General features: G+C 39.3%; 14 protein-coding genes and 1 tRNA gene. 3 read left to right on the top strand and 12 right to left on the bottom strand.

Going from position 1 to position 13,040, the window contains the following annotated elements:
- Positions 1-221: 221 nt before the first annotated feature.
- The 4 genes from C5N92_RS03270 to hslR all read right to left on the bottom strand — a co-directional run bounded on the left by C5N92_RS03270 (position 222) and on the right by hslR (position 2,598).
- Positions 222-298: transfer RNA gene (locus C5N92_RS03270), tRNA-Asp, on the bottom strand.
- A gap of 101 nt (positions 299-399) precedes the next feature.
- Positions 400-1,170, bottom strand: a complete 771-nt coding sequence (gene dnaQ / locus C5N92_RS03265; protein ID WP_111749437.1) for a DNA polymerase III subunit epsilon — start codon at positions 1,168-1,170, stop codon at positions 400-402.
- Between the two features lie 80 nt (positions 1,171-1,250).
- On the bottom strand, positions 1,251-2,120 hold the full coding sequence (gene hslO, locus C5N92_RS03260; protein WP_111749436.1) for an Hsp33 family molecular chaperone HslO: 870 nt from the start codon (positions 2,118-2,120) through the stop codon (positions 1,251-1,253).
- Between the two features lie 76 nt (positions 2,121-2,196).
- Entirely contained in the window at positions 2,197-2,598 is a 402-nt protein-coding gene (hslR, locus tag C5N92_RS03255) for a ribosome-associated heat shock protein Hsp15 (protein WP_111749435.1), read from the bottom strand.
- 175 nt (positions 2,599-2,773) lie between these two features.
- On the opposite strand from hslR, the gene rho reads away from it, so the two are divergent.
- Together rho and C5N92_RS03245 are read left to right on the top strand one after the other, a co-directional pair.
- Positions 2,774-4,036 (top strand): transcription termination factor Rho, encoded by a 1,263-nt coding sequence (rho, locus tag C5N92_RS03250; protein ID WP_005714322.1) that lies wholly within the window; start codon positions 2,774-2,776, stop codon positions 4,034-4,036.
- A gap of 42 nt (positions 4,037-4,078) precedes the next feature.
- Positions 4,079-5,242 (top strand): cytochrome-c peroxidase, encoded by a 1,164-nt coding sequence (locus tag C5N92_RS03245; RefSeq protein ID WP_238138394.1) that lies wholly within the window; start codon positions 4,079-4,081, stop codon positions 5,240-5,242.
- 54 nt (positions 5,243-5,296) lie between these two features.
- On the opposite strand, the gene pepB is transcribed toward C5N92_RS03245, so the two are convergent.
- Together pepB and hmpA are read right to left on the bottom strand one after the other, a co-directional pair.
- The gene (pepB, locus tag C5N92_RS03240; protein WP_181015866.1) at positions 5,297-6,592 is read right to left on the bottom strand and encodes an aminopeptidase PepB; all 1,296 of its coding nucleotides are present in this window, start codon (positions 6,590-6,592) and stop codon (positions 5,297-5,299) included.
- 177 nt (positions 6,593-6,769) lie between these two features.
- The gene (gene hmpA, locus C5N92_RS03235; RefSeq protein ID WP_111749433.1) at positions 6,770-7,972 is read right to left on the bottom strand and encodes an NO-inducible flavohemoprotein; all 1,203 of its coding nucleotides are present in this window, start codon (positions 7,970-7,972) and stop codon (positions 6,770-6,772) included.
- A 141-nt stretch (positions 7,973-8,113) separates the two neighbouring features.
- Between hmpA and C5N92_RS03230 the strand changes: the two genes are divergently transcribed.
- On the top strand, positions 8,114-8,542 hold the full coding sequence (locus C5N92_RS03230) for an RrF2 family transcriptional regulator (RefSeq protein ID WP_111749432.1): 429 nt from the start codon (positions 8,114-8,116) through the stop codon (positions 8,540-8,542).
- Positions 8,543-8,568: 26 nt separating this feature from the next.
- Here the strand turns inward: C5N92_RS03230 and C5N92_RS03225 are convergent, their stop codons facing one another.
- The 6 genes from C5N92_RS03225 to C5N92_RS03200 form a co-directional block, all read right to left on the bottom strand.
- Entirely contained in the window at positions 8,569-9,183 is a 615-nt protein-coding gene (locus tag C5N92_RS03225; RefSeq protein WP_111749431.1) for a DsbA family protein, read from the bottom strand.
- Entirely contained in the window at positions 9,183-9,626 is a 444-nt protein-coding gene (locus C5N92_RS03220; protein WP_111749430.1) for a nuclear transport factor 2 family protein, read from the bottom strand. Before C5N92_RS03220 ends, C5N92_RS03225 begins: the two co-directional genes overlap by 1 nt.
- 234 nt (positions 9,627-9,860) lie before the next feature.
- Complete coding sequence (locus tag C5N92_RS03215; RefSeq protein ID WP_111749429.1) at positions 9,861-12,125, bottom strand: DUF2357 domain-containing protein; 2,265 nt, start codon at positions 12,123-12,125, stop codon at positions 9,861-9,863.
- Entirely contained in the window at positions 12,118-12,324 is a 207-nt protein-coding gene (locus tag C5N92_RS03210) for a DUF3791 domain-containing protein (RefSeq protein WP_245898283.1), read from the bottom strand. Before C5N92_RS03210 ends, C5N92_RS03215 begins: the two co-directional genes overlap by 8 nt.
- The gene (locus tag C5N92_RS03205) at positions 12,324-12,797 is read right to left on the bottom strand and encodes a DUF3990 domain-containing protein (protein WP_111749427.1); all 474 of its coding nucleotides are present in this window, start codon (positions 12,795-12,797) and stop codon (positions 12,324-12,326) included. Before C5N92_RS03205 ends, C5N92_RS03210 begins: the two co-directional genes overlap by 1 nt.
- Positions 12,794-13,036, bottom strand: coding sequence for a DUF3791 domain-containing protein (locus C5N92_RS03200; RefSeq protein WP_111749426.1), 243 nt, complete (start codon positions 13,034-13,036; stop codon positions 12,794-12,796). The genes C5N92_RS03205 and C5N92_RS03200 overlap by 4 nt, the downstream gene beginning before the upstream one ends.
- Positions 13,037-13,040 lie beyond the last annotated feature (4 nt).

The raw sequence follows: 13,040 nt of genomic DNA, 5'->3' as shown, positions 1-13,040 counted from the left end.
CGAATATTGGCAAAAAGGACAGTTTTTTATTCATATTTCAAAAAGGTAGCTTAAAGCCTTGTACTATAAGGCTTTAACCCAACTTTTAGCAACTATTTTGTCCTATATGCCTATTAAAATGCAATGAATGAATAGCATAGCAAAGAAAAAGCCCTTGATTAACTCAAGGGCTTTTCCTATTAACGTACTAAGGAGGTATATTATGACGTTTTTAAATTAGTTGGCGGAATGGACGGGACTCGAACCCGCGACCCCCTGCGTGACAGGCAGGTATTCTAACCAGCTGAACTACCACTCCGCAGCGAACGAGACGTATATTAATGATTTCGCTCTTAAGCGTCAAATACTTTTTTAAAAAAATTTGTTGATTGATTTTTTCCTATACAAATTGCATTGTTTTTAGTTAATTGTTGCATTTTCTGCACTCAAGTCTCTCGTCCACAAACAATTTCCCTTAGATTTTTTATTGATCAACTCCAAATATTTGAGATGAGCTTCTTGCTCTTCATCATCAGGGTGAATTAACACCAATTTTGACGTATCGACCTGCAATGGCTGAAACACTTGCTCCGCTGTGCTTGTTGCCACCTTTTCGTGTTCTTCTTCGCCGATTAACGCAATTTGCCCCCCTGTCATCATCAGGAATACATCAGCAAGGATCTCCGCATCCAGTAAAGCTCCGTGAAGTACCCGCTTGCTGTTATCGATCCCCAAGCGGTCACATAAGGCATCTAAATTGTTACGCTTACCAGGGTACATTTTGCGAGCCAGTTGCAAGCTGTCGGTCACCACACACATCTCACTGACTTTTTCAGGTGGATTAGGCAAAAACGAAAATTCGTGATCGATAAAGCCCACATCAAAGGGAGCATTATGAATAATCAGCTCTGCTCCTTTGATAAATTCGATAAATTCATCGGCAATTTCTGCAAAAACAGGCTTATCTGCTAACATTTCATTGGTAATACCATGAACTTGTATTGCATCTGCATCAACTTCTCTCGGCGGTTTAATATAAACGTGGAAAGTTCGCCCTGTTAAACGACGGTTAATCACTTCCACCGCCCCAATTTCGATGATGTTATGTCCAAGATGGGGAGCACCGTTGAAGTTCATACCTGTGGTTTCGGTATCGAGTACGACTTGACGTAAAATTTGTGGTTCGCTCATATTAATTCCTAACTTAACAAAAAGTAATAAGCGGTAAGATTTGCAAAATAATTTGCCTATCTCACCGCTCATAGCTCAAATTAGCTACCTGCTTTTAATTCATCAATCGCTTTTTGATCAAAGAAATACTGGGTGCCACAGCATTCACACTGCATATCAATCACCCCTTGCTTTTCGGCAAGCATCTCGGCAATTTCCGCTTCAGGTAACAACAAAATCGCAGCCCCTGAACGTTCTCTTGAACAGCCACATTTAAACTCGGTTTTTTGTGGCGGATAAACTTCGACTGTTTCTTCGTGGAACAAACGATAAAGCAACTCGTCAGCGGTTAAGCCGAACAGTTCTTCTGCTTTAATGGTTGAAGTCAATGTTGCTAAATGCTCAAAATCATCGGGGGATCCCGTACCGTCTGGCACAATTTGCAATAGCGTACCGCCTGCGACCGCTTTGCCGTCAAATTCACCCACACGGATCACTAATTGTGTAGCAAGCTGTTCAGAACGTGCGAAATAATCTTCCAAACACTCACTAACAGTCGGCTTATCTAAAGCGATAACCCCTTGATAACGTTCACCTTTTTCAGGAATAATCGAAATTACCAATACGCCATTGCCAACCATTTCCGCTAACGTGGCATTTTCGGCAATATCACCATCCACACGGGCTAAAGCACGAAATTGCTGTTGATCATTGCCATTTACCACCGCTAATTTCAAGGCTCCGTCACCTTGAATTTGAACGGTAATTGTCCCTTCAAATTTTAAGGTTGCCGTTAATAAGCTCGTTGCAACCAACATTTCGCCTAATAAATGCTGTACTGCCGTAGGATAATGGTGCGTATTTAATGTTTCCGTAAAGGTATCGTTCAAGCGTACCCACTCTCCACGTACAGCACGGTTTTGAAATAAAAAGCGATAGAGTTTATCGTTATCTTGTTGATAAGTTGTCATTCTGTATCCTTATAAAATATAAATGCGGTGACTTATTTCACCGCAAGTGTTCACAATATGGGGACGATTTCGCCAATTACAAATCGTTTTCTTGATATTTAAACTTAATCAAATCCCGTCGCTCTTTTTTATTTGGACGGCGATCAGGATGTGGCATTGAAAGAGCGTTGGCTTTGCGAGCAAAAGCAATTTTTTCTCGCTCTTGAATACTCTTTTCCGTTTCTTGATAAAGCAACTGTGCTTCAGGTGCACCACGACGCTGATCGCTTAATGCCATTACCACAATCTCTTTTTCATCATTGCCTTGTCGCAATTTAATGGTTGCCCCAACTTCAACCATTTTACTGGTTTTCGCCCGTTGCCCGTTGTAATGCACCTTTCCGCCTTCAATCATTGCTTTGGCAATGGAACGGGTTTTATAAAAGCGAGCTGCCCAAAGCCATTTATCCAAGCGAACTTCTTCTGTATTTTCAGCCATTTTCCCCCCTTAATTTCCGCATATTCTACTCTTTTTCTTGCAAACAAGCGGTCAGATCGCAGAAAAAATTTGCAAAAGCGCTTATTTCGCTGTATTCTTTGCCACCACAATTCATACAAACAAATCTGAATTAACCTTTTTTAATCCAATCTTTTAATAACAATTTATTATTCCTATGCATCTTACAGAGTTAAAAAATACACCTGTATCGGAGCTTGTCCGTATCGGTGAAGAACAAATGGGGCTAGAAAATTTAGCTCGCTTACGTAAACAAGATATTATTTTCGCCATTCTTAAACAGCACGCAAAAAGTGGCGAAGACATTTTCGGTCAAGGCGTGTTAGAAATCCTACCTGACGGTTTTGGTTTTCTCCGCTCTGCCGACAGTTCCTACCTTGCAGGCCCTGATGATATCTACGTTTCTCCAAGTCAAATCCGTCGTTTCAATCTTCAAACAGGTGATAAAATCGAAGGTAAAATCCGCCCACCAAAAGAAGGCGAACGCTATTTTGCGTTGTTAAAAGTCGATTTAGTCAATGATGACAAACCTGAAGTTTCTCGCAGCAAAATTCTCTTTGAAAACTTGACCCCACTTCACGCAAACTCACGTCTGCGTATGGAGCGTGGTAACGGCTCGAAAGAAGATTTAACCGCTCGTATTTTAGATTTGGCATCGCCTATCGGTAAAGGTCAGCGTGGTTTGATCGTGGCTCCACCAAAAGCAGGTAAAACCGTGTTACTGCAAAACATCGCCCAAAGCATTACCCATAACTATCCTGAATGTGAGTTGATCGTGTTGTTGATTGACGAACGTCCAGAAGAAGTAACGGAAATGCAACGTTCCGTTAAAGGCGAAGTGATCGCTTCAACCTTTGATGAGCCTGCTACTCGCCACGTTCAAGTAGCAGAAATGGTCATTGAAAAAGCCAAACGCTTAGTCGAACATAAAAAAGATGTGGTGATTTTATTAGACAGTATTACCCGTCTTGCTCGTGCGTACAATACCGTTACTCCAGCATCGGGCAAAATCTTGTCTGGTGGTGTTGATGCCAACGCATTACACCGTCCAAAACGTTTCTTTGGTGCAGCGCGTAACGTTGAAGAAGGCGGCAGCTTAACCATTATTGCCACAGCCCTTGTCGATACTGGTTCCAAAATGGACGAAGTGATTTTTGAAGAGTTCAAAGGAACAGGTAATATGGAATTACACCTTTCTCGCAAAATTGCTGAACGCCGTGTCTTCCCTGCGATTGACTTTAACCGTTCAGGCACACGTAAAGAAGACTTGCTCACCAGCCCAGATGAACTACAAAAAATGTGGATTTTACGCAAAATTCTCAACCCAATGGGCGAAGTGGAAGCAATGGAATTTCTCATCGATAAATTAATGGTCGCAAAAACCAACGATGAGTTTTTTGAAATTATGAAACGCTCTTAATGATCTAAACGGCACATGATGTGCCGTTTTTCCTATAACCCTATGAAAAATAAAAAACTTCTTCTTACCCTTATTCTACCCGCCTTTACGTTTGCCGTCGAAAAAGAACCCCGCACAATGCCTGCCGGTGGTATTGATAAAGCATTGCTAGGGCAAATTCTCTTTTTTGATAACAGTCTTTCTTTTCACGGTAATCAGAACTGTGCCAGTTGCCACAATCCTGATAATGCGTTTATTGATGTTAGGGAGACGAGTGCGAAAGGAATGGTTTCACAGGGCGATGATCCAACCAAATTTGGTAAACGTAACTCGCCAACAATACTCTATGCCAAATATGCCCCTGAATTTCATTTTGACGAGACGACTCAGCAATATATCGGCGGGCAATTTTGGGACGGGCGGGCAATGGATTTGCAAAATCAAGCAGGAATGCCACCGCTTGATCCGCTTGAAATGGGAATGCCTGATAAACTTTCGGTAGCAAAACGACTTTGGCAAATCCCAATGTATGCCAGTTTGCTGACTCAACATTATAGAAAAGACGTTTGGAACAGCGTTGATACAGTCTATACGGCAATGGAAGATGCTTTAGCAACTTTTCAGCAAGAGAAGAAATTGCTTGCCCCTTTTAGCTCAAAATATGATAAATCGCTCAAAGGTGAATATCAGCTCACCGCCCTTGAAGCCGAAGGCAAGGCACTCTTTTTTGACAAAGACAAAGCCAACTGCGCCAGTTGCCACCAGCTACAACAGACACAAGATCATTTAGAAGAAACCTTTTCAAATTACCACTATTACAACATCGGCACACCGAGCAACAAAGCACTGATTGCTCACAATGGCTATTCTGCGGATTTTGTCGATTTCGGGCTATTTGAAAATCCAAAGGTAAAAGGCGATGAAGCACAAAAAGGCAAGTTTAAAGTGCCAACTTTACGCAATGTTGCCGTTACCGCCCCCTATATGCACAACGGCGTATTTCGAGAGCTGAGAACGGTTTTGCTTTATTTAGATCATTTCAACAATGAAAAAAGAGCGATCAATCCTGAAACACAACAAGCATGGGAAAGCCCCGAATATGCTCCAACCCTTGCCAAACAAGATCTAAAAGCCAAAGCCTTAACCGATCACGAAATTGACGCTTTAGAAGCCTTTCTTCGCACATTAACCGATGAGCGATACGAGCCTTTGCTTAACAAGCGGTAAGATTTAAACTCTTTTTGCAAAACGCCCTGAATAGTCAGGGCGTTGTTACATTGATTATTTGCTCGAGATTAACAAATTCGCTAAGGTTTTCACGCCAATGCCTGTTGCCCCTGCTGCCCATAAATCGCTTGCGGTTTTGCGGAAAGTGGCAGAACAGTCGATATGTAACCAATTTTGTTGGTAATTTTCGACAAAGTAGGAAAGGAATGCCGTTGCGGTACTTGCCCCTGCTCCCACAGGTACAGAACCGATGTTGGCAATATCAGCAAAAGAAGATGAAATTTGCGAACGGTGGAACTCTTCAAATGGCAAACGCCAGAACGGTTCATTTTCGGCTTTTGCTACGTCAAATAGACGGGCGACAAGCTGATCGTCCATGGATAAAACCGAATGGTAGTCGTTGCCGACAGCGACTTTTGCCGCCCCCGTTAAAGTCGCACAGTCGATGATAAATTGCGGTTTCTGCTTGCTGGCTTCAATTAAACCGTCCGCCAATACCAAACGCCCTTCTGCGTCGGTATTCAGCACTTCAGCGGTGACGCCATTGCGGTAGGTGATAATATCGCCTAATTTGAACGCACGGCTGCTGACCATATTTTCCGCACAGCAAAGATAGAGTTTGACACGCTGTTTCAAGCCACGAGCAATCGCAAAGCCCAACGCCCCCGTGACCAACGCTGCACCGCCCATATCAGTTCGCATTGTGGACATACCGTCACTTGGTTTTAAGCTGTAGCCGCCCGTATCAAAGGTGATTCCTTTGCCGACCAAACACGCCAACACAGGTGCATCAGGATTGCCTGTCGGGTTGAAATCTAATTGCAACATTGCTGGCAAGTGTGCAGAACCTTTGCCGACTGTCCAAATACCGTGATAGCCACGCTCATTTAGGGCTTCTCGAGCGATAATTTCAAAGGAAACTTTGCCCTTGCCCACATATTTATCCGCTTGATGTAAGATAAATTCCGCCGCTTTGTGAGCTAACACTTCAGGGGTAAGGCTATCTGACGGCTCATTAATCAGCTCACGGGTAAAGGTGCTACAAGCAAGGCGAGCGTCAAATTCCGCCTGCTGTTCATTAAGTGCGGGATATGTTACTGAACCTGCATTTTTAACGCTCACAAAACCTTGATGAAACGCCCAACATTGCTCTAGCCCCCAGCCATTACCTGATAAAGCCACATTTAAAATCCCTTGATTTTTAATTTTGCGAGCAGCTTTTTGAATGGTGGTAAGTTCATCTTTGACAAGATGAATTGTCATTCCCTGCTCATTGGCTGACAAAATGGCATTTTTTCCCCATGCTTCATGAGCTGGCGTTGTTGATAGTGTAATTTGCATTGCTGTCATTGTTATTCCTTACTGTATTGATAAATAAGGCATTATAGATCGCTTTGTAAGCGACGGGTATCGACTTTACGTTTAATCTATAAAATCACAAGCGGTCAGATCCGATGAACTTTTTGCAAATTGCAAAAGATTTAACGAAACTGACCGCTTGTCGTCGAAAAGTGAACTCGCTATAGATTAGCTTAGTTTCACGCCCCCCGTACCAAAGGCTTCTAAATGGATTTGTTCAGGTGCGATACCACGTTCGACTAAGGCTTTATGCTGTGCTTGCATAAAGAATGTTGGACCACATAAATAGTAATCGGCATCTTTTGGTAACATCTCAGCCGGAACTTGCGCCAAGTCTAAATGACCAATAACATCGGCTTCACCACGGCTATCTTCTTCATAAGCCACAAAGGTTTTCACGTTAGCATATTGCGCTTTAACTTGTGCAATATGTTGCTTCATTGCATGAACATCTGCATTTCGACAAGCATGGATAAAGCTTACAGGTTGTGGAATACCTGCTTCAACTAACTGATTTAACATTGCTACCATTGGTGTTAAACCCACACCGCCACTGATAAAAACATTTTTCTTATCTTGATTGATAAGGAAGAAATTACCCGTTGGTGCAGTAACTTCAATTTCGTCGCCTTCTTTTAATCCATGTAAGGTATTTGAAACCCAACCTGCAGCAAAATCACCTTTCGCATCTTCACGTTTTACTGAAATACGTAAATGATCTGCTTTTGGACTATCTGATAACGTGTACTGGCGTGGTTGTTTTAAACCTAACTCTTCAACAAAAACACGGACAGAAATATATTGCCCTGCTTTATATTGTGGCAAGCTGCCATTATCAGCTGGCACTAAATAGAAAGAAGTAATTTCACTGCTTTCATCTACTTTTTTCGCAATTTTAAATTTACGCCAACCTAACCAGCTACCTTGTGTTTGAGCATGTTCATCATAGATGGCTTTTTCTGTACTGATAAGTACATCAGCTAATTGCCCATAAGCCGCTGCCCATGCTTCAATTAATGGATCATCCATCGAAATATTTAGCACTTCACTGATCGAGTGTAAAAGGTTTGTTCCTACAATATTGTAGTCTGGCGCTTGAATTTCTAAGCTTACATGCTTGTGCGCCATTAATTCAATCGCAGCAGCTAATACGGCTGGATTTTCAATATTTTCTGCATACGCTAATACCGCTCCTGCAAGTGAACGTGCCTGTGCGCCACTGCGTTGATGCCCTAAATTGAATACTTCTTTCAATTCTGGATGGTTTGTTAACATACGATTATAGAAATAACTTGTTAATGCAACGCCATTTTCTTTTAAAACAGGAACAGTTGCTTTCACGAGTTCAATTTGTTGAGCGGTAAGAGACATAAGTTTTTCCTTTTAAGTTAATAGGATTAAAGATGTATTTATAATACACCTTTAAACATTCAAATTGCAATAAAGTAAAATAGAAGAAATCACAAAAAATGGTTTAAACTATAGGCAATAATAAAAATACAAGGACAGCCTATGCAGCTAAGTAAATTTACCGATTATGCTTTTCGAGTATTGATGTATATTGTTCATCACCAAGACGCACTTCACACTATTCCACAGCTTGCAGAACAGTTACATGTTTCACAAAATCATTTAGTGAAAGTGGTGCATTTTATGGCAAAGCAACATTGGTTAATTACCACAAGGGGAAAAGGTGGGGGGATCAGAGTCTCTTCACTAGTTTTATCTATGCCCGTAGGTGAAGTAATTAGAACATTACAGGGCGATCCTAAACTCGTCGATTGCAATACGCCTGTTTGTATTTTAAAAGCAGATTGCCATTTGAAAAATTTGCTAGATGAAGCGTTAGAGCAGTTTTATCAAACGTTAAATCAGTACACTATTTCTCAATGTATTGGTGCTAAGCACGCAATATCATTAATCTCTGTAAAAAATGGTTAAGCTATTTGCATAACTTAACCATTCGGTTATCGAGCTTCAATAAATTGAATAAGCTTATCCCCATCCTGATATAGCAACTGGCTAGGAACAATATACAACTGCTCATCTTTTTCCACAATCAACTGCGGTACGCCTTGCACATTACAATGTTGAGCAAGCTGTTGCCCAAATTGGATACGTTGCAAGGTTGCCATTTCGATTGAAGGATCTTTCAATAATGCCACTGCTTGACCCAAATCTTGTTGAAGTAACACCTGCTCAATCACGTTCCAATCTGTATTATCTAATCCATCTACATAACGCACTGTTTGCAAGGCAGAAAGTACAGCAAGCCCTTTTTCAGGGGCAATTTGTTGTACGGCAGTTAAGGCTCGCAAGGCATTTTCAGAGTCAAAATCACCATTTTGTTGCAACACATTTTCCAAATAAGCCTGGCTAAAAGGTTGCCCTGTAAGCTTTTCAATACGTTGATCGTTTTGCCACGCATAATTAGCAAAACTGGCATCCATTTTGCGACCGCTTTGATAAAACAAACCTGTTGGCGTTAATACAAGCGGGTAGATTTCGTTAATTTTTTGCAAAACAGACGAAGCCCCATAGCACCAGCCACAAAGTGGATCAAACAGGTAGTAGATCTTCATTAGAACATTCCACGTCCACTGACGCTTTTCTCTGGAACAGCTTGAATCACATCCCAGTGTTCCACAATTTTACCATTCTCATCAAAACGGAAAATATCAACCACCGCTTCACCACGATCTTGTTCGTTCAATTTACTATGTACGTGTAACATCACTAAATCGCCTTCAGCCACCACTCGTTTGATTTCTGCACGAGATTGTGGATGAGCTTTAAGGAATGGTGCAAATGCATCTACAAATGCTTTGCCACCATCTGCGACGGTCGGATTGTGTTGTAAATACTCTTTACCGATGTATTTATCGGTTGCTTCTTGAACTTTATGTTGGTTAAAAGCCATTTCATAAAATGCAAGGGCGTTAGCTTTATTCTGCTCAGGTGTCGTTTGCGCCATGGCGAAAGCAGAAGATAAAAGTGTCGTTAAAATAATCAATGATTTTTTCATTTGGTTTTCCTTAAAATTAAACAAGATGAAATGCATTATAATGAAATAAAAAAAGAGAAAAATAGCGATTTTAGAATAAATTTGTTTCTTATATTGAAATAATAAATAATTATAGAAAAGTTGTATGAAATATAGCAAGCTTCGAGAGCTTTTCCACTATTTTCGAGTGTTCTAGGATTAAACCCACAACGGCAACGCTAATGTCTATGGAAATATTACCATTCACTAGCAATATTATTTCATTAATACACTCTCAATCTCATCAAATGATGTCATATCGTCTAATTTATCTAGTGTTGTTAGTTTAATGGAATGCCGGAATCCTCTACCTTGACTATCTAAGCATGGCACATCTAAAATTGGTATTTCTAAAAGAAATGGTTTACTAAGTTCAAAGAGATAATAAGGTTCAGCACTTTGACTTTTACTGCCAGATTGTTTCTCGGTAATTTTTGAACGTGCTAATTTTTGTACATTTTTAACAGGGTAAATTCGTTCAATTTTTCCATTAAATGCCAAGGCTAAAAATTGAATTTCGCTTGCAAGATAATCTGCAACTTTTAGTTCAAATGTAGCAACAGGTGTATGATACCATTTAGACTTACCTTGTTTAAAATCTGCTAAGTATTGCTCAGAACGATTTTCACCTAATGAGATCATTAAAACTAAATTTGAATAGATACGCTGTTGCATACCATGGTCTGCAATACGCGCTTCGTGTTGTAATAATAATTGAGATTGTAACCTAGATTTGTTTAATAATCGTTCTTGTAAAAAATGCTTCAACCAATAATCACCATTTTTCACAGGTAATAATGCAAAGGCGCCAATACCTACTTGTTCAATGGCGTATTTGTATGGGTTATCCATCTGTTCTTGAGCAAAAAAACCTGGATACAACGCAAAAGCACCAAAAATAGGGCGAGATTTGGGATTTAATTCATCTTCATTCAACAAAATTAAGGCATCACGATAGCGATGCATTTGATTTATAGCATCATCAGGCACATAATCAATATGCTCAATATCATCTTGTTCACCTTGCTCTTGTTCAGTTTTAATTCGGTATTTTGCATCAAATAACCAAATATAACGTTGTTGATTTGGAAAGGTAATTTCTAAGAAAATATCGGGTTTTTGTGGGGTTACGAAAGATCGAAGTGTCTGATTTTGCTTGGTAAATTTAGGTTCATGGGCTAAACAAATATGAATGCCTTCTTTTTCAAAGCGAAAAGCACCGCATATCCCATCTTGCATAATTAAGCTGAAATCAGTATTTTTATTTAAATTTGCTTTTTTCTTCACTTTCTCTTCAAAACCTAATGCGAGTAAACATCGTCTTAATGCTAAAAAACACCAGACTTCATAAATCTCTGCCACTGATTTCTGTGAAATTTCCGCTTGATTATCAAATAAATCTAAATAATGTTTCAGCTCTTGCCAAATTTGAAACAAGCGACTATAACCAGAGCGTTGTTGCAATACCAAACTTTCTTTCATTAATCCCTGAAATTCACCCACTTGTTGCATAAATGGTTGATGTAGTATCTGTTTTAATGGCTTTTGCCAGCCACTTAATCGCTCAAAAAACGCATCTGACAAGCGGTCACTTTTCTCATTTTCTTTGCGTAAAGTGCGATTAAATTTTCCTAAAATCTGATCTGAACGGATGACAGCCATTTTCACAAAACGGTTTTCAGGCGTATCTGCAGATAAAAGTTTTTCCTTTATGGCATAACGTTTGTGGTGTAACCCATTTCTAAAATCATCCCGAATTTTTATTGCAACACGCTCTGGCACTTTACCTTTGATTTTTTCCGCTTTTTGATATTTTTCTACGGTTTGTAAGCGATGATGTGGGCTATTGGCGATAACTTTCAATGCCGCTACAAAATCTTCTTGTAAACATTGGAATTGTGCAATCCATAATAAGGGAAAATACTCACCAACTTGGTGGCTATCGCTAGCATATTGTTCTGTTTTTTCTGCCAAATTAAATCGCCATAACGGATATTCTGCATCAATATCCTGATACATTCTAGGTAAATCTTGATGTAGGTTTATCTTGCTTGGCAATACTTCAAAGGCAAATTCAAAATCGTGAATTGAACCATCAAAAAGTTCGTAGCTTAATGGCAAATGAAACCAGCCAATATCATTAGCTGTATCAATAGAACCGGTAAAAAGTTGTTTATTTTTATTAAAACGAAAAGCATGATTAACAGCACTAAGTTTATGATTTAGCTTAACGGACAGAACATCACAATGAAATTCCCACTCAAAATCATAACGGCTATTTTCAAAGAAAATTGGCAGTCCAAGCGATTGAATTTCACCATTAATTTGCACGTAATAAACTGGTACAGACTCCCCTCGTTTTTTTAAGGTTTGTGCATGGCGAATTTGACGAGAAAGAAGATTAGTAGAATAAATAGAAAATTTGAAATGAGATGTTGCTACACATTTCTCGGACGGATAAATATAAACTGTATTATCCATTTTGCTGTTCTCGGAGAATTTCTTCAACTAAATAATCATCACTCAAGCAATGTAAATCAGCAATACCTTCACTCATCATTTCATACGTTTTTGAGAACATAAAGCAATCTAAAGCTTCCGCCAAGGAAATATGTAACTGTGTAGCAAGCAATACAATAATTCGAGCGTATTTACGTTGTAATAATATGGGATTTGCCATCATAGTATTTCACTTCCTTTAAAAATAAGGTGTTGATTCAAAACTTCCTGTTTCAAAAAACAAATCTGTTGGTTATTTTCTTCATAAATCAGTCTCCCTAATGCATCTTGCTTTGAGATCAAATTTTCCATTAATAACTCAATAGTATTAAATACGCGATCATTCGCAACACCACCAATCACAATATCAAAAAGCTCAATCTCTTTTCCAGTACGATTTGCTAAAATAAAATCAAGCCATTGCTCATTGTAAGAATAAAATTCCTTAGTATGAAATTGGGAAAATAGCGATTCATCAAATTCATAATAATTTAACACCGCACTTTTTCCCAATCTCTTAAAACGCATAGCCCAATTTATAGCTTGTTGTTTAATTGGTGTCGTATAAAATCCGCGACCAAAATCTAGTTTTTCACGAGAAAAAGTAATATCCGGGTGTAAAATTTCCAGCGTTGAACCATGATATAAAATCATAACAAATCCTTTTCTCGCATTAAACCAATAATATCCTCCACCAAATAATCCTTTCCAAGCGTATGCAATATCTCATAATTCGCAATAATATAGCTTTGCAACAAACTACTTTCTGCTAATTTTTGATAAATAACGTTTGTAGGCATTTTCAACTCTTTTGCAACAAAATCGATACAAAAGAGTGCAAATTCAAGCTCTCTTTTGTTATGAATTTGAAAATTCGCGTTTACATTCTTCATTTTT

Origin of the sequence: Glaesserella australis, from assembly GCF_003260095.1 — a bacterium.
Lineage (GTDB): Bacteria > Pseudomonadota > Gammaproteobacteria > Enterobacterales > Pasteurellaceae > Glaesserella > Glaesserella australis.
This window is presented reverse-complemented; position numbering and strand designations above follow the sequence as displayed.